The 16,144-nt window shown below is 69.4% G+C and carries 14 protein-coding genes; 8 read left to right on the forward strand and 6 right to left on the reverse strand.

Annotated elements, in window-relative coordinates; genetic code table 11:
- The first annotated feature begins 6 nt into the window (after positions 1-6).
- The 4 genes from VGE03_RS15675 to VGE03_RS15690 all read left to right on the forward strand — a co-directional run bounded on the left by VGE03_RS15675 (position 7) and on the right by VGE03_RS15690 (position 3,496).
- Complete coding sequence (locus tag VGE03_RS15675) at positions 7-1,602, forward strand: DHA2 family efflux MFS transporter permease subunit (RefSeq protein WP_331047406.1); 1,596 nt, start codon at positions 7-9, stop codon at positions 1,600-1,602.
- Positions 1,602-2,195, forward strand: a complete 594-nt coding sequence (locus tag VGE03_RS15680) for a TetR/AcrR family transcriptional regulator (RefSeq protein WP_331047407.1) — start codon at positions 1,602-1,604, stop codon at positions 2,193-2,195. The genes VGE03_RS15675 and VGE03_RS15680 overlap by 1 nt, the downstream gene beginning before the upstream one ends.
- A 63-nt stretch (positions 2,196-2,258) precedes the next feature.
- On the forward strand, positions 2,259-3,008 hold the full coding sequence (locus tag VGE03_RS15685) for a creatininase family protein (protein ID WP_331047408.1): 750 nt from the start codon (positions 2,259-2,261) through the stop codon (positions 3,006-3,008).
- A gap of 26 nt (positions 3,009-3,034) precedes the next feature.
- Positions 3,035-3,496, forward strand: a complete 462-nt coding sequence (locus VGE03_RS15690) for a phasin family protein (protein ID WP_331047409.1) — start codon at positions 3,035-3,037, stop codon at positions 3,494-3,496.
- A 16-nt stretch (positions 3,497-3,512) separates the two neighbouring features.
- Here the strand turns inward: VGE03_RS15690 and VGE03_RS15695 are convergent, their stop codons facing one another.
- From VGE03_RS15695 to VGE03_RS15710, 4 genes are all read right to left on the reverse strand, one after another.
- Entirely contained in the window at positions 3,513-4,958 is a 1,446-nt protein-coding gene (locus VGE03_RS15695; protein ID WP_331047410.1) for an AMP nucleosidase, read from the reverse strand.
- Between the two features lie 55 nt (positions 4,959-5,013).
- Positions 5,014-5,814, reverse strand: a complete 801-nt coding sequence (locus tag VGE03_RS15700; protein WP_331047411.1) for a hypothetical protein — start codon at positions 5,812-5,814, stop codon at positions 5,014-5,016.
- A 63-nt stretch (positions 5,815-5,877) separates the two neighbouring features.
- Positions 5,878-6,753: an alpha/beta hydrolase gene (locus VGE03_RS15705; protein ID WP_331047412.1), complete on the reverse strand. Its 876-nt coding sequence runs from the start codon at positions 6,751-6,753 to the stop codon at positions 5,878-5,880.
- A 31-nt stretch (positions 6,754-6,784) separates the two neighbouring features.
- Positions 6,785-8,818, reverse strand: a complete 2,034-nt coding sequence (locus VGE03_RS15710) for an AsmA family protein (RefSeq protein ID WP_331047413.1) — start codon at positions 8,816-8,818, stop codon at positions 6,785-6,787.
- Positions 8,819-8,997: 179 nt separating this feature from the next.
- Here VGE03_RS15710 and VGE03_RS15715 point away from each other — a divergent pair, with 179 nt between their 5' ends.
- Positions 8,998-9,297: a hypothetical protein gene (locus VGE03_RS15715; RefSeq protein WP_331047414.1), complete on the forward strand. Its 300-nt coding sequence runs from the start codon at positions 8,998-9,000 to the stop codon at positions 9,295-9,297.
- Positions 9,298-9,369: 72 nt separating this feature from the next.
- Here the strand turns inward: VGE03_RS15715 and VGE03_RS15720 are convergent, their stop codons facing one another.
- Together VGE03_RS15720 and VGE03_RS15725 are read right to left on the reverse strand one after the other, a co-directional pair.
- Positions 9,370-11,469, reverse strand: coding sequence for a S9 family peptidase (locus VGE03_RS15720; protein ID WP_331047415.1), 2,100 nt, complete (start codon positions 11,467-11,469; stop codon positions 9,370-9,372).
- A 73-nt stretch (positions 11,470-11,542) separates the two neighbouring features.
- Positions 11,543-13,636, reverse strand: a complete 2,094-nt coding sequence (locus tag VGE03_RS15725; RefSeq protein WP_331047416.1) for a S9 family peptidase — start codon at positions 13,634-13,636, stop codon at positions 11,543-11,545.
- A gap of 96 nt (positions 13,637-13,732) precedes the next feature.
- Here VGE03_RS15725 and VGE03_RS15730 point away from each other — a divergent pair, with 96 nt between their 5' ends.
- From VGE03_RS15730 to amgK, 3 genes are read left to right on the forward strand one after another with little or no spacing between them, the layout of a single operon-like run.
- The gene (locus VGE03_RS15730; protein WP_331047417.1) at positions 13,733-14,593 is read left to right on the forward strand and encodes a GNAT family N-acetyltransferase; all 861 of its coding nucleotides are present in this window, start codon (positions 13,733-13,735) and stop codon (positions 14,591-14,593) included.
- A complete protein-coding gene (gene tsaE, locus VGE03_RS15735; RefSeq protein WP_331047418.1) occupies positions 14,586-15,053 on the forward strand; it encodes a tRNA (adenosine(37)-N6)-threonylcarbamoyltransferase complex ATPase subunit type 1 TsaE in 468 nt (155 codons plus the stop codon). The genes VGE03_RS15730 and tsaE overlap by 8 nt, the downstream gene beginning before the upstream one ends.
- Positions 15,046-16,134 (forward strand): N-acetylmuramate/N-acetylglucosamine kinase AmgK, encoded by a 1,089-nt coding sequence (amgK, locus tag VGE03_RS15740; RefSeq protein WP_331047419.1) that lies wholly within the window; start codon positions 15,046-15,048, stop codon positions 16,132-16,134. Before tsaE ends, amgK begins: the two co-directional genes overlap by 8 nt.
- The last annotated feature ends 10 nt before the right edge of the window (positions 16,135-16,144 follow it).

Genomic DNA, 16,144 nt, shown 5'->3' on the forward strand with positions numbered 1-16,144 from the left:
TGAACCATGACGTCCCAATCCGTCGCTGCGGGCGCGCCGCCCGCGACCGGGGAGGCCCAGGTCAACTGGACGGTCCTGCTGCTCGGCTTCGCGGGCATGGTGATCGGCCAGTTCATGGCCATCCTCGACATCCAGATTGTCGCCTCGTCCCTGCCGCAGATCCAGGCCGGGGTCGGCGCTTCGGCGGACGAGATCAGCTGGATCCAGACCGCCTATCTGATCCCCGAGGTCGTGATGATCCCCCTGTCGGGATATCTGTCGCGGCTGTGGGGGACGCAGCGAGTCTTCCTGCTGTCCTGTTCGGGCTTCATTCTGATGAGCGTCGCAGTCGGCCTGTCCGGGTCGGTCGAGCAGATGATCTTCTTCCGCGCCGTACAGGGCTTCGTCGGCGGGGCCATGATCCCGACTGTCTTCGCCGTGGCCTTCACCGCCTTCCCGCCCGCCCAACGGGTGACGGCCAGCGTCATCATGGGTCTGATCGTGACCCTGGCGCCGACCGTCGGGCCGACGCTGGGCGGCCACCTGACCGAACAACTGAGCTGGCGCTGGCTGTTCTTCATCAACGTCCCGCCCGGGATGCTGGTGCTGTTTCTGGTCAGCCGTTACGCCAATTTCGACAAGGGTGATCCGTCGCTGGCCAAGGGCTTCGACTGGTGGGGGCTCGCCCTGATGGCGACCTTCCTGATGAGCCTGCAGTTCGTGCTGGAAGAGGGCGCCAAGAACGACTGGTTCGCCGACGACGAGATCCTGCTGCTGACCGTCGTGACCCTGGTGACGGGACCGATCTTCATCTGGCGGACCCTGACCTACTACAACCCGATCGTGGAGCTGCGGGCCTTCGCCAACCGCAATTTCTTCGTCGGGGTGGTGATGACCTTCACCGTCGGCCTGGCCCTGTTCGGCGGGACCTTCCTGCTGCCCCTGTTCCTGGGGCGCGTGCGCGGCTACTCGGCCGCCGAGGTCGGGACCACCATGGTGGTGTCCGGTCTGGCGATGTTCGCGACCGGGCCGTTCGCCGGTCGGCTGGTCCGGCTGGTCGATCCGCGGGTGCTGATGTTCGGCGGCTTCATGATGTGCGCCTGGGGCATGTGGGACGCCCATGCGGTGACCGACCAGTGGGGCTTCTGGGAGTTCGCCGGGGTCCAGGCCCTGCGCGGCGTCGGCGTCATGATCGCCATGATCGCCTCGCAGCAGGTGACGATGTCGACCCTGCCGCCGCACATGGTCAAGAACGCCTCCGGGCTGGTGAACCTGTTCCGCAACGTCGGCGGGGCGGTCGGTCTGGCCCTGCTGAACACCTCGCTGACCACCAACACCGCCTCGCACATGAGCGAGCTGACCCAGAATGTCCAGAACACCAACGCCGGCATGCAGGGCATGATGGCGGCGATGCAGGAGCGGTTCGCGGGCTCGATCGATCCGGAAGGGGCGGCGATGAAGGCCCTGTACGGGATGCTGCAGAAGCAGGCGACGACGCTGGCGTTCGGCGACGCCTTCGCCATGCTGGCCATCGGCTGCGCCTTCGCGGCCTTCGTCACCCTGCTGGCCAGGCCGGTGAAACAACAGCCGGGCGCGCCGCCCGTCGCCTCGGACGCCCACTGATGCCCCGGATCGTCGGACAGGTCGACGAGACCAAGACCGAGGCCATCCTCGAGGCCGCGCTGGAGCTGTTCAGCGAGAAGGGCGGAGCGGTGTCCATGGAGGCCATCGCCCGCAAGGCGGGGGTCTCTCGCCAGACCCTGTACAACCGCTTCCCGTCGAAGGCCGAGATCGGACGGGCGCTGGCCGCCCGGCGCTCGGACGCCATCAGCGCGCCCCTGCGCACCGCCGGGGACCCGGAAACGGTGTTGACGGCCATGGCAGCGGGCCTGCTTGTGAAGATCTGCGGCGGCGACGGTCGGGCGTCGATGCGGGGCGTGGCGCTGATGTCGCCCCATACGCCGGACATCGCCCTGGCCATCTATGACGCCGGTCCGGCCGAGGGCCTGCGGCGGTTGTCGAAATGGCTGGCCGAGCAGGATCGGCAGGGGCGGCTTTCGGTGCCGGATCCGGATGCGGCGGCGGAGATGTTCGCGGGCATGACCCTCGGTCACGGCCACCTGCGCGGGGTGCTGGGCGTCCCGCAGCCCGCGTTTGACGTACAGGCGAGGGCGCGCGAGACGGCGCGTCGTTTCATCCGGGCCTTCGCGCCCTGAACTTCCCCGCACGGACGATAAGGGTGTAGACCCGCCCCGTTCCCCTGTTCGCGAGTGTCGCCCATGCTGATGCACCTGTCGTCCTGGCCCGAGATCGACGCGCGGCTGAAGACCGTGAAGACGGTGGTCGTGCCGATCGGTTCGAACGAGCAGCACGGGCCGACCGGCCTGCTGGGCACCGACTGGCTGTGCCCCGAGATCATCGCCCACGCCGCCGAGAAGACGGATGAGCAGCTGGTGGTCGCCCCGACCTTCAATATCGGCATGGCCCAGCACCATCTGGCCTTCGCGGGCACCATCAGCCTGCGCCCCTCGACCTTCATGGCGGCGATCACCGACTGGGTGCATTCGCTGAGCCGTCACGGCTTCGAGCGGATCTATTTCCTGAACGGCCACGGCGGCAATGTCGCCACCATCGAGGCGACCTTCGCCGAGATCTACGCCGAGTGGTCGTTCGCCGAGGACCGCCCGCCCTTCGTGCTGAAACTGCGCAACTGGTGGGACCTGCCGGGCGTGAACAGCCTGTGCAACCGCCTGTTCCCGGTCGGGCACGGCATGCACGCCACCCCGTCCGAGATCGCGGTGACCCAGGCCGCCTATCCGGACCGGATCAAGACCGCCGACTACTCGCCGAAGATCGCGCCGAACGGGCCGATCCGCGATGCGCTGGACTATCGCGCCCGCTTCCCGGACGGCCGGATCGGCTCTGATCCCATGCTGGCCAGCCCTGAGCACGGCCAGACGATCATCGATGCGGCTGTGCCGGGATTGCTACAGGACGTGGCGGACTTCTCCGCAGAGGTCTTGCCGTAAGGCCGGGTCAGGCGCACCGTCATCCCATGAGCCCTATCGACGAGGCCGCGCGGGCCGCCCGCGCCGGACAGGAACTTCTGGAAGCGTCGGGCGACGTCATCGCCCGCCGTCTGACCATCATGGCCGAGGCCGTGGCCAATCCGGCCAAGGCCGACATGGCCGAGCTGACGCTGATGGGTTCGGAAAAGCTGGACGCCATGGCCAAGTCGGCCCGTATCGGCCTGACCGGCGCGGCGGTGCTGGCGCAAACGGCCCAGACCGTCGCCGCGCGGGAGACCGCCGCGGCGGGCCGGGCGTTCGACGCCGTCCTGCGGTCCCAGACCCCGGCCGAGATGATGGCCGCCCAGGGCGCCTGGGCCGCCAACGCCTTCAGCCGCTCGCTCGAGCAGGGCTGGGCCATGGGCGCGGCCATGCTGAAGCTGCAGACCGACGCCCTGCAGCCGATCCACGCGGCGGCGACCGCCAACGCGGAACGGCTGAGGAAGTAGCCCTACCGTTCCGGTCTTACCGGAACGGCGGCTCGTCGAAGGCGCGGAGCTTGCGGCTGTGCAGGCGGTTGCCCTCGGCGCGCAGCAGGTCCACGGCCTGGATGCCGATCTGGAGGTGTTCGGAGATCGACCCCTCGTAGAAGCGGTTGGCCTGCCCCGGCAGCTTGATCTCGCCGTGCAGCGGCTTGTCCGACACGCAGAGCAGGGTCCCGTAGGGCACGCGGAAGCGATAGCCCTGGGCGGCGATGGTGGCCGATTCCATGTCGATGGCGACGGCGCGGCTCTGGTTGAAGCGCAGGGCCGACTTGGAATAGCGCAGCTCCCAGTTCCGGTCGTCGGTGGTGACGACGGTGCCGGTGCGCAGGCGACGCTTCACTTCCTCGCCGGGCGCGCCGGAGACGATCTTGGCGGCGTCATAGAGGGCGCGTTGCACTTCCGCGATCGACGGGATGGGGATGTCCGGCGGCAGGACGGCGTCCAGCACGTGATCCTCGCGCAGATAGGCGTGGGCCAGCACATAGTCGCCGATGGTCTGCGAGGGACGCAGGCCGCCGCAGTGGCCGATCATCATCCAGGCGTGGGGGCGGGTGACCGCCAGGTGGTCGCAGATGGTCTTGGCGTTGGACGGGCCGACGCCGATGTTGACCAGGGTGATCCCGTTCCAGCCCGGAGCCGTCAGGTGGTAGGCGGGCATCTGGTGCTTCTTCCAGGCGGCGTCGGCGACGACGGCCTCCGGGTTCGGCGTATCGCGCGTGACCACGACCCCGCCCGAGGTCGAGAAGGTCTCGTAGATGCTGTTCGGATCCTTGATCTGCTCCAGCGCCCAGCGGACGAACTCGTCGACGTAGCGGTTGTAGTTGGTGAAGAGGATGTAGTTCTGGACGTCCTCGACCGGGGTGCCGGTGTAGTGGCGCAGGCGGGCGAGCGAGAAGTCGGTGCGCAGGCCGTCGAACTGGGCCAGCGGGAACTCGTCCTCGGCGTCCCACAGGCCGTCCGAGATTTCATCGCCGATGTGGGCCAGGTCGGTCGTCGGGAAGTAGCGGGCGATGGCGGCCGTCATGGTGGCGTCCAGCACCACGTCCGAGCCGTCCAGCACGTAGGGGAAGGGGATTTCCTGCGCCGACGGCGCGACGTCGAAGGTGGCGCTGTAGTCCTGCTCGAGCAGCGCCAGCTGTTCCTGCAGATAGGAGCGGTACAGTTCGGGCCGGGTGATGGTGGTGGTGTAGACGCCGGGCCGCGACAGGCGGGCCCAGGCGCGGATCGGCAGGCCCTGCGGGCGGTCGCCGAACCAGCTGACCCGGAGTTCGGGGTAGGCGAAGAGCCCCTTGGCCCGCGCCTCGGCGTCGGGACGCTCGCCTGTGGCGAGGAAGGTCTTCACGGCGTCGCGCAGATTGGCGACGGATTGTGCGTAGAGGGTTTCGAGGCGGTCCAGCGCCGCCTGTGCTGTCATCGTATTTGTCATGGCCTCCCTTAACGGAAGAGCGTGACCTTGGCGAGACAGGCGCGCTGAACACCGGTTACGGCGTGTGACGATCCACCTCGACCAGTCGAAGGACGTCGTCCCGGATCTCGAACTTCAGCTCGGCCAGGCCGCCGGTCGGGCAGCAGCCGCCGTCGCGGGAGCGCCACAACGGGCTGACGCCGCGGAGGGTGCGATAGTCGATGCGGACGCCGCTCTGGAGCGTGAGGCCGTCGGCGAGGGCCGGAACCTGATCGGGCCAGGCGCCGGTGTCGATCTGACGCCACGCCGTATCGTCCCAGCGGAAGAGCAGGTCCATGGGGCTGCCGGAGGCCCCCCGGCTGAGGCCGCGCAGGACCAGCATGGAAACTCCGTCCTCATCGGTGACCCATTCCGGGGCTTCGTAGCGCCAGGCCTCGAAGTCCCACAGAACGGGGCGCAGGCGGTCGCCCTCGGGACGGAGCAGGACGATGCCGCCGCCGACGCCGTCCTCGGCGCTGGCCCCCTGCTGGATTTGCCAGTACAGCCGCCCGCCGCCGGGGGCGTCGTTGAGGAAGCCGGCCTGTTCGACCGCGCAGCCCTGATCCAGTCGCAGGTCCAGACAGGCGTCGCCCAAGGTGTCGGGATCGACCCGGAGGGCTGCGGCCTTGCGGTCCGCCGCCAGCCCGGCCTGCAGCCGTTCACGGTAGTTGTCATCCGCCGGATCGGCTCCCTCGCTGACCCAATAGCGGTGCTGCTCCCGCAGGCGCGCGGGCGTCGGACTGGTGCGCAGGGCCTCGGCGAACAGGGCGTCGATCGACGGCTCCTGCGGCGCGGCGGCGAACAGGAACAGGATGACGGGTGCGACGGCGAACATCATGGGGGTTCCTCCGCCCGGCACAGTGCGCGTTCGCGGCGGGCGATCCAGTGACGCCTTCTGACGTCAGACCAGCTCGCGCCGGAAGAAGTCGACGACGTCGTCGAGCACCGGTCCCTTGCGCCGGAACAGGGGCGAGAAGGTCGCGATCAGGTCTTCGTGGGTCAGGTTCGGATAAAGCTTCGCCTCGCACCGGCCGCCGACGGCCCGCATCCGCTCGCACAGGATGGTGGTGTCCTCGGCGTGGACCACCTTGTCGATCACCCCGTGGCCCAGCCAGAGGGGCGGCGCGTCGGGACGGACGAAACTGACGGGCTGGGTCAGGGTCAGGTCCGGCGCCCGGTTGAAGGCGTTGCGCGAGGCGGGGGTGTCCAGCGGGAGGAAGTCATAGGGACCGGCCAGCCCGGCGGCGGCCCTGACCACGCCCGGCGCGTCGACGGCGGCGAGGTACCGGCGATCAAGCGCGATCATCATGCACAGATAGGCGCCGGCCGAATGGCCCAGCACGCCGAGTCTGGCCGGATCGCCGCCGTACTGCGGTGCGATCCTTGTGGTCAGGGCGGTGGCGGCGGCGGCGTCCTCGATAAAGGCCGGGAAGTGAACCTCCGGGACCAGCCGGTAGTCCGCGACCATCACGACGAAGCCGCGCGCGGCCAGGGCCTGGGCGGCCCAGCCGTAGAGGTCCTTGTCCCCGGCGTACCAGCCCCCGCCGTAGAAGAAGACCAGCACGGGCCGGGGCGTGGCGGACGGCTGGGTCGGAACCCAGACGTCCAGGGTCTGCCGGTCGTCCGGGCCGTAGGCGAGGTTGTGGGCGGCGCGGCGGACGCCCCCGTCGCGCGGGCCCAGCCCGTTGAGCAGGCCGAGGGGGGAACAGGCCGCCGCCAGGGCGCCGAGGGTCGGAACGAGGAGGCCGCGTCGGGTCATGCCTGTGCAGATAGGCACGAACAACGGCTGCGCTCCAGATCGTCCGCGATTAACGGGCTGAAGAGATCAGGGCGCCGCAGTTGGCGTCCTCGGCCAGGCCGGGGTCCACGAAGGGCAGGAGGGCGACCAGCGGATTGACGACGGCGCCGAGGATGCCCGCCAGTCCGGCCTGTCCGACCACGGAGCCGGTGTCGACGCCGACGTTCGGCGCGGTCAGCGGGCCCTGGACGACGATGGGCGACCACAGGCGCACCAGCCGGGCCTCCTTTGTCTCCCCGTCGATCCGCAGGTTCATCGTCTCGCTGTTGAGGTCGATGACGCCGGCGCCGCGGGCCAGAACCGGGGTGGTGTCGATGACGAAGGTCTCCGCCGTCGCCCGGCCGCCGGCGACGCGGAAGTCCGCCACGGCGCAGCGCACCTCGACGGACGACTCGTCGCCGCCCAGCAGCCGGAACAGGCCGGCGGTGGCGTTGATGCCCAGCAGTTCTGCGAAGGCCGAGCGCATGCGGCCCTGCGGGACGACGAGGGTGATCTGGCCCTTGGACGCGGCCGCGAAATCGTGGATCGAGGCGCCGGGGCCTTCCAGCCGGGCCCGGCCGAGCGCGCTGCCGGTGACGGTCGGAACGCCGCCCCGCGCCGGGATGATGGATTCCAGCGGATAGCCGCGCAGACGGAAATCGATCGCGCTGTAAGGCACGTCGCGTTCGGCGTTGATCCGGGCCGTGCCGCGCAGTTCGCCGCGATTGAAGGTGAAGGCCACGGGATCGAGGTTCAGGACGGCCTTGTCCAGATCGGCGCCCAGTTCGACCGCGCGAACGTCCAGATCGTTCCGCTTGACCCGGGCGGCGGTGTATTTCAGCGAGCCGTCCATGGTGCGCAGGCGCTCCACGGCCAGCGGGGCGTCGGGCAGCAGGCGCCCGGGGCGGCCGGAGGTGACGACCGTATTGCCGGCCGGGGTCACGGTCGGGGCGGCGCCCATCACGGTGAGCAGGTCGTCGATATCCAGCAGGTTCGAGTGCAGCACGGCGTCGACGCGGCGCCGGTCGCCCGGCTTGTCCACGGTCAGGTCGCCTGAAAGGTCGGACGATCCGACCCGGCCGCTGAAGTCGCTGAAGGTGAATTTGGCGTCGTCCCGGGTCAGGGTCCCCGACAGGCGATAGGGCGGCGAGTTCGGCGTGGTGATGCCGGTCAGCAGGTAGAGATCGGCCAGGTCACGGCCCTGCAGGGTCAGGGTCGAGCGGAACTGGCCCAGGTCGAACGGGCGGGTGATCGAGCCGCGCGCCTCCAGCCGGGAGTTGACCCCGGCCAAGGTCGCCTGGAAGCCGTAGGGATGATCGCGGCGGATGTTGATGAAGGGGCCGCCCCGCACCGACAGGGTCAGGGGCGTGCCGTTGATCGTGCCGTCGCCGTCCAGATGGAAGCCGGCGTCGCCGTCGGAGCCTTCCCGTGCCGTGACCGTCGCCTCAAGCCGGATCTTCCGGCGTTGCTCATCCAGCGAGACCTTGCCGTCCCGGATGAGCAGGCGGTTGATGGGGGGCAGCTTGAGCCCTTCGCCGGTGTCGGGAGCGTCCGGGTTCAGCTTCCAGCTCTGCCGGCCGTCCGCGGTCGAGATCAGCACGACCTCGGGCCGGGTGATGGCCACCAGCGGCAGTTCGATCCGGCCGGTAAACAGGGGGCGGAGGCGCGCGGAGGCCTGAAGATCGGCGACCCTGAGCGTGTCCCTGTCGCGGGCCCAGTCCGGGCCGCCGATGCGCAGGTCCCGCACATGCACGGACGGGGTCCAACTGAACAGCGTCACGTCGAGGTCGCCGTTGAGCTGGATTTCCCGGTCATATTTTACCGAGGCCCAGCGGCCGATCGGGCCGCGCAGCCAGTTCCAGTCGAACAGCATCAGGAAGGCGACGACCGCCAGGATCAGCAGCAGGGTGACGGCGGCCGCGATTTTCTCGCTCCGGCCCGGACGGCGGACGGCGGCGATAAAGGGGTCGTTGTCGCGCCAGCTGCGCAGATGCGCACCGGCCGGGACGAGGGCCCGCTCCCTGAAGGCGGTCCAGTTCAGATTGTCTTTCAAGGGGTTGGGCAAGCGACCGGGCTCCGTCGAAGCCTGCACAACGCACGAGGGACCGGAAAGGCTCAGAGCCCATCGGATCGGGGTTTGTAAAATTTCATACTTCCAACCGTCATATAAGATTTACAAACGACGTTATTCGCGCATTATTCGCTCCGAGTCCTGAGCATTTCAGGCGTTTCTGGAGCCCTGCCATGCGTGCCATTCGCGCCTTTGCGGCCCTCGCGGTCGCCGTTTCCGCCCTGTCGGCCGTCCCGGTCGCCGCCCATGAGGCCGAGCAGGCCTCGACCGCCCGTCCGGTGCTGGTCTGCGCCACCGACGCCGCCACCCGCCGCGCCTTCACGCGCGAGCACGGCGCCGCCCCGGTGTTCATCACGGCCCGTGAAGCCATGGCGCTGCGTCCGTCGGACCCGGCCTGGTCGACGCCGCGCTGCATGACCGCGGTCGAGCACGCCCGGCTGGTCAACGCCTCGGCCTACGCCCGCGCCCGCTGATCCGGGCCACAAACGGCAAGAAAAAAGGGCGCTCCCGCCGGGAGCGCCCTTTCTCTTTGCCCTGAGCGGCGATCAGTTCGCCGGCTTCAGATACTTGTCCAGCCAGCCGAACACCTCGTTGTGCCATTGCAGGCTGTTGGCCGGCCGCAGCACCCAGTGGTTCTCGTTCGGGAAGAAGAGCAGGCGGCTGTCGATGCCGCGACGCTGCAGGGCCGTGAAGGTCGACAGGCCCTGGGCGGTCGGGATGCGGTAGTCGAGGTCGCCCTGAACCACCAGCATCGGGTCACGCCAGTTGGCGACGTGGTTCACCGGATTGAACTGCTCGTAGCCCTGCGGATTCTCGTACTGGGTGCCGCCGTACTCCCACTCGGTGAACCACAGCTCCTCGGTGCCGTAGCCCATGCCGCGGATGTCGAAGACGCCGTCGTGGTTGACCAGGCATTTGAACTCGCCCGGCCAGTTGCCCGCGATCCAGTTGATCATGTAGCCGCCGTAGGAGGCGCCCAGGGCGCAGGCGTTGTCGCCGTCGAGGAAGCTGTACTTCTCCTGAGCGGCGGCCCAGCCCTTCTGCAGGTCCTCGAACGGGCGGTCGCCCCAGTGCTGGCTGATCGAGTCCGTGAAGGCCTGGCCGTAGCCGGTCGAGCCGTGGAAATCGATCATGACGACGGCATAGCCGGCGCCGGCATAGGTCTCGGGGTTCCAGCGGTATGACCAGCCGTTGCCGAACGAGCCCTGCGGCCCGCCGTGGATCAGGAAGGCGACCGGGTATTTCTGCCCTTCGACATAGTTGGCCGGCTTGATCACGTAGCCGTGGACGGTCTCGTTGTTCCAGCCGGCGAAGGTGAACTGCTCGGCCTCGCCGAAGGCGAGGTTGTCCAGCTGCGGGTTCACATTGGTGATCCGGGCGGGCATTTCGCGACCGCGGAAGGTCTTCACGAACAGCTCGCTGGGACGGGTCAGGCTGTCCTGGGCGAAGACGAAGCCCGAGGGCGTCTGCTGGAAGGCCGAGACGTGGCCCTCGCCGGTGATCGGCACGACCGTCCCGCGACGGACGTCGATGCTGAACAGGCGGGTCTGACCGACGTCGCCGGCGGTGGTGTAGAGGGTGCGGCCGTCACGCGACCACTGCAGGGTGTCAGCCGAGCGATCCCAGTCGGCGGCGACCTGGCGGGTCTCGCCGGTCGCCACGTCACGCAGGAAGATGGCGTACTTGTCCGCCTCGAAACCCGGGCGGGCCATGGCGCGATAGGCCAGGGTCCTGCCGTCCGGAGAGAAGACCGGGCCGGTGTCCCAGGCGTCGTTGGCGTCGGTCAGGTTGGTCAGCTGGCCGGGGGCCGAGATCGCCACCTGATAGAGGTCGAAATTGGTGCTCCAGGGCTCGGACGTCCCGGCCTCGCGGGCCGAGAAGACCAGACCTTGGCTGTCCGGGGTGAAGACGAATTCGCTCTCGTCGCCGAAGGGCTTGGAGGGGGTGTCGCCGTCGAAACCGCGGGTGACGTGGACCGGTTGACCCGACCCGTCGGTGTTCAGGACGAACAGGTGGTTCTGGGTCCCGTCATTCCAGGTGTCCCAGTGGCGCACGAACATGCGGTCATAGACCTGACCGGTCGAGGGATCGTCGGCGACGGCCTTGTTGCGATCCACGGTGCAGGCCAGGTCGGCGCAGTCGGGGAAGACGGCGAGCGACACCGCGACCTTCGAGGCGTCGGGGCTGAGGCGGTAGGCGTTCACGTCCAGCGGCAGGCTGGTCACCTGAACCGGGGCCGTGCCGTCGGCTTCGGCGCGCCAGACCTGGCTGGAGCCCGAGCGGCCCGAGAGGAAGTACAGCTTGCCGTCCGAACCCCAGCGGGCGGTGTTGGCGCCGCCCTCGTTGATGGCCAGGCGACGGCCCTCGCCCGGGTTCCGCAGGTCCTGGATGAACAGGGCGCCGGCGCGGCGGTTGGCGGTGACGTCGGTGGTGGTCACCGAATAGACGACCCAGCGCCCGTCCGGAGAGACCTGCGGATCGCCCAGCCGGTTGGCCGAGATCATGGCGTTGTAGTCGAAGGCTTGCTGCGTCTGGACCGAGGCCGCCGGAGCCGGAGCGGCGGCGGGCGCCTCGGCCAGGGCGGGAACGGCGGTCGCCAGCGCGATGGCGGCGACGGCGCAGGAAAGCAGGGAGCGGTGACGCATGGACGGGTTCCTCATGTCTGCGGCCGCTGGCGTAGCACCGCAGTTCTTCCCGTGAAAGCGCTCCGCTTGCCGCTCACTCAGCCGTGTAGTGGGCTGTCCAGTCGAGGATTTCCTGCTGCCAGTCGACCCAGTTGCGCGGCTTGAGCACCCAGTGGTTCTCGTCCGGGATATGGACGAACCGGCTTTCGATGCCCCGATGCTGGAGGGCCGAGAAGGTCCCGAGACCCTGTTCGACCGGCACCCGGAAATCGCGCGAGCCATGCAGGACCAGCATCGGCTTCGACCACTCGCTGACCCAGGTGTTGGGGCTGAACCGCTGGTACAGCTCCGGCCGCTCCCACGACATGCCGCCGAACTCGGAGCTGAAGGTGCCGATGTCCATGGCGTTCATCAGCTGGCCCACGTCGAACACCCCGGCGTGGTTGACCAGACAGGCCCAGGGCTCGTCCCAGCGACCGGCGATCAGATTGACCATATAGCCGCCGTAGGAGGCGCCGAGCGCGCAGGCGCGGTCCCCGTCCATCCAGCTGTTCTGCCGCAGCGCGGCGTCCCAGCCCTTCTGCAGGTCCTCGAGCGGCCGGTCGCCCCAGTGCTCGTTGATGGCGTCGGTGAAGGCCTGGCCGAAGCCCGGCGAGCCGTGGAAATTGACCATCACCACGCCGTAGCCGGCGCCGGTGTAGATCTGGGGGTTCCAGCGATAGGACCAGCCGTTGGTCCAGGGCGACTTGGGCCCGCCGTGGATCAGATAGACGACCGGATAGCGACGACCCTCGACATAGCCGGCGGGCTTGAACACCCAGCCCTGCACCGGTTCGTCATTCCAGCCGACGAAGGTGAACAGCTCTCCGTCGGGCAGGTCGACGCCGGCCAGGGCTTCGGCGTTGGGATCGGCCAGGGTCCGGACCGACCGGTCACTCCAGTCGACGATCTGCGTGGGCGCGTCGAAGGCCTCGAAGGCCATCACCAGTCGACCGTTCTTCTCGTCGAAGCCCGCCGCCGTGCCGCGCTCGTTGACGGCGCGGACGGCGCCGGTGCGCGCGTCGATCTCGAACAGCTTCTGCTGGCCGTTCTCGGCGGCGAGGGCGTAGAGGGCCCGGCCGTCCGAGCGCCAGCGCAGGCTCGAGGCGCCGCGATCCCAGTCCGCGGCGAGCGGACGGGCGTTCGCACCGTCGGCGTCGGCGACCACCAGCACCGGCTGGTCGCCGTAGACGGTCTCGCGCCGCCCGGCCAGCCAGGCGAGACGGCGGCCGTCGGGCGAGAAGACGGGGCTGGAATCCGGGGCGTTGTTGGCGGCGGTCAGGTTGACGGGGGCGCCGCCCGAGACCGGAACGGTCCAGATGTCGGAATTGTTGGTCAGGGCTTCGGTGCGGCCCTGGGTCTGGGTCTGGAACACCAGGATCCGCCCGTCGGGGGACAGGTTGAACTCGCTTTCGTCGCCTTGAGGCCGCGAGGGGGCGTCGCCGTCCAGACCCGCCATCAGGTCGCGGGGGTTGGCGGCGGCGAGGCCTGACGCGTTGAGGTCCAGGGCGAACAGATGGCTGCGCCGCCCGTCGTTCCAGCTGTCCCACGGGCGCAGGGGCAGGCGGTCATAGGCGCGCACCGTCGAACCCGGGGCGGCCTGGGCCTTCAGCCGGTCGCGGGTGCAGTTCAGGTCCGCGCAGTCCAGAAAGACCGGCAGGGCCACGATCAGCGTCCGGCCGTCGCCCGACAGGCGGAAGGCGGTCACATCGACCGGCAGGGTGGTCACCTGGGTCGCGGCCTGACCGTCGCGGTCCATGCGCCAGACCTGGCTGGAGCCGCCGCGCGAGGACAGGAAGTAGATCCCGTTTCCATCCGGCGCCCATCGGCCCGAGGTCGCGCCGCCGTCCGAGGCCGCCAGCCGTCGTGATGTTCCGTCCGCCTCGACCACCCACAGGGCCGTGACGCCGCGATTGCCCGCCCAGTCGGTCGAACGGACGCTGTAGAGGACGCGTTGCCCGTCGGGGGACAGCCGAGGGTCCGAGACCCGCTCGAGCATGGCCAGTTGCGCGGGGCTGAGGCCGCCCGCCGCCGTCCGGGTCGTCGGGGGCGGCGTGTCGGCCGGGGCGGGCGTCTGCGCCTGCGCGAGCCCGCCGAAGCCCAGAGCCAGCATCGCCGCGCCCGCCAGCAGTCCGGTCCTGATGGTCATCTTTCACCCTCCACGCCCGGCCCAAGACCTAACATGCCTGTGGCGCTCGCCAAGCCGCTTGCCGTCGTCCGCACGAGCGGCGACAACCGACGTCGCATGACCGTCGCCGACTCCCTGCCAGCCCGTTCCACGCCGCACATCTGCGACGTGCTGATCGCCGAGCGCGCGCCGCGGCTGACCCGGTCCGCGGCCTGGCCGCTGGTGCGGCCGTTCCTGTACCGGCTGCTGAACTACCGTCAGGCGGTCATCATGGCGGATGCCGTGCAGCCTCTCTCGGGCGCGCAGGCCCTCGACTATATGAGCGACCTGCTGGACCTGAAGGTGTCGGTGCTCAATCCCGACCGGATTCCCGTCGCCGGACGGTGCGTCGTCGTGGCGAACCATCCGACCGGCATCGCCGACGGCATCGCCGTCTTCGACGCAGTGAAGGCGCGTCGGCCGGACGCCATCTTCTTCGCCAACGCGGACGCCCTTCGGGTGTCGCCGCGATTGGGCGAGGCCATCATTCCGGTCGAGTGGGTTCACGAGAAGCGCACCCGCGAGAAGACCCGCGCCACCCTGCAGGCGGCGAAGGAGGCGTTCGAGGCCGAGCGCTGCGTGGTGATGTTCCCCGCCGGGCGGCTGGCCCGGATCGCCAAGGACGGGTCGGTCACCGATCCGGCATGGGCGCCGACCGCGGCCTCGCTGGCGCGCAAATATGAAGCCCCCGTGGTGCCGATCCATGTGGCCGGTCCCTATTCACGCCTGTTCCACTGGTTCGACCGGTTCTCGCAGGAACTGCGCGACATCACCCTTTTCCATGAACTGCTGAACAAGCGGCGTCAGGCCTTCCAGCTGAAGGTGGGCAAGCCGATTCCGCCCTCACGGCTGGATATCGACGCGGGCAAGGCGACCTACGCTCTCAAGGCCTTCACCGAACGGGTTCTGCCTGTGCAGCCGGACGCCGACTTTGCCTGAGCGCCTGATCGATCTGCCGGACGCCGACGCCACCGGACGGCTGGGGGCGGCGATCGCCCCCCTGCTGGAGGCCGGGGAAAGCGTGCTGCTGTACGGCCCGCTGGGGATGGGCAAGTCGACCCTGGCCCGCGCCCTGATCCGGGCCCTGACCACGCCGGACGAGGATGTGCCGTCGCCGACCTTCACCTTGGTCCAGTTCTATGACAGCGAGCCGCCGGTCGCGCATTTCGACCTGTATCGCCTGACCCGGCCCGAGGAGACCGCGGAGATTGGTCTGGACGAGGCGCTCGATGAAGGCTGCGCCGTCATCGAGTGGCCCGAGCGGCTGGGGGACGATCCCGGCGCCTGGCTGGGACCCGACCGTCTCTCCGTCACCTTGGCCGAACAGGGCGACGGCAGGCATGCGACCGTTTTTGCCGCAGGGGCGTGGGAAGAGAAGCTGAAGGATCTGAATGTCTGACCGTGAAGCCCAACGCCTGGAGTTCCTGAAGTCCGCCGGCCTCGCCGATGCGGCGCGCGTTCCCCTGCCCGGCGACGCCTCGACGCGCCGCTACGAGCGGCTGACCACGGCGGACGGACGCTCCCTGATGCTGATGGATCAGGCGGCCTCGGCGGAAAGTCCGCCCGCCGACCCGGCGTGGACGCCGGAGCAGCGGCTGGCCTCGGGCTGGAACGCCACGGCGCGCCTGTCGGCCGGACGGATCGAGGCCTTCGCCGCCGTGGCGGCGCACCTGAAAGCGCTGGGCCTGTCCGCGCCGGAGATCCTCGCGGTGGACGCCGCCGCCGGCCTGGCCGTGCTGGAGGACTTCGGCGACGCCCTGTTCGCGCGGGTGATCGAAGCGGGCGAGGCTGAGGAGCCGCTGTATCTGGCCGCCGTCGAGGCGCTGGCGACCCTGCATGAGGCGGTGACGCCGGAGCAACTGTCGGGCGCGGCGGGCGACTGGCCCCTGCTGGTCTATGACGAGACCGCGCTGCAGGGCGGGGCGGACCTGTTCGTCGAATGGATGCCGAAGCTGGACCCGGCGCTCCGCTTTGATGACGCCGCCGTCGCCGCCTGGCGGGAGGCGTGGCGTCCGGTGGTCGAGCGGGGCGCGGCCGGGGCGACGGTGATGGCGCACCGCGACTATCACGCCGAGAACCTGATCCGCCTGCCGGGCAAGACCGGGGCGGCCATGGTCGGGATGATCGACTTCCAGGACGCCGTCCGCGCCCACCCGTCGTGGGACCTGCACTCGCTGCTTCAGGACGCCCGTCGGGACGTCTCTCCGGCGCTCGAGGCGAAGGCGCTCGATCACTATTTTGGCCTGCGCCCCCACGTCGACCGGACCGCCTTCATGCGCGACTACGCCGGTCTGGCGGCGCTGAACGAGGCGCGCATTCTCGGCATCTTCGCCCGGTTGATCACCCGGGACGGCAAGCCCCGGTATCGGGCCTTCATGCCGCGCATGTGGGACCATCTGAACGCCAATCTGAAGCAGCCCGGCCTCGAGACGGTTCGCGACTGGTTCGACGCCCATGTGCCGGAGGCCAGCCGCCGATGATCGATGCGCC

The sequence above is a fragment of the Brevundimonas sp. genome, from assembly GCF_036400995.1.
Classification (GTDB): domain Bacteria; phylum Pseudomonadota; class Alphaproteobacteria; order Caulobacterales; family Caulobacteraceae; genus Brevundimonas.

Bases quoted from the DNA above. Each gene is read 5' to 3' on its own strand.
- VGE03_RS15675 (WP_331047406.1), top strand. From the start codon at position 7: ATGACGTCCCAATCCGTCGCTGCGGGCGCGCCGCCCGCGACCGGGGAG.
- VGE03_RS15680 (WP_331047407.1), top strand. From the start codon at position 1,602: ATGCCCCGGATCGTCGGACAGGTCGACGAGACCAAGACCGAGGCCATC.
- VGE03_RS15685 (WP_331047408.1), top strand. From the start codon at position 2,259: ATGCTGATGCACCTGTCGTCCTGGCCCGAGATCGACGCGCGGCTGAAG.
- VGE03_RS15690 (WP_331047409.1), top strand. From the start codon at position 3,035: ATGAGCCCTATCGACGAGGCCGCGCGGGCCGCCCGCGCCGGACAGGAA.
- VGE03_RS15695 (WP_331047410.1), bottom strand. From the start codon at position 4,958: ATGACAAATACGATGACAGCACAGGCGGCGCTGGACCGCCTCGAAACC.
- VGE03_RS15700 (WP_331047411.1), bottom strand. From the start codon at position 5,814: ATGATGTTCGCCGTCGCACCCGTCATCCTGTTCCTGTTCGCCGCCGCG.
- VGE03_RS15715 (WP_331047414.1), top strand. From the start codon at position 8,998: ATGCGTGCCATTCGCGCCTTTGCGGCCCTCGCGGTCGCCGTTTCCGCC.
- VGE03_RS15720 (WP_331047415.1), bottom strand. From the start codon at position 11,469: ATGCGTCACCGCTCCCTGCTTTCCTGCGCCGTCGCCGCCATCGCGCTG.
- VGE03_RS15725 (WP_331047416.1), bottom strand. From the start codon at position 13,636: ATGACCATCAGGACCGGACTGCTGGCGGGCGCGGCGATGCTGGCTCTG.
- VGE03_RS15730 (WP_331047417.1), top strand. From the start codon at position 13,733: ATGACCGTCGCCGACTCCCTGCCAGCCCGTTCCACGCCGCACATCTGC.
- amgK (WP_331047419.1), top strand. From the start codon at position 15,046: ATGTCTGACCGTGAAGCCCAACGCCTGGAGTTCCTGAAGTCCGCCGGC.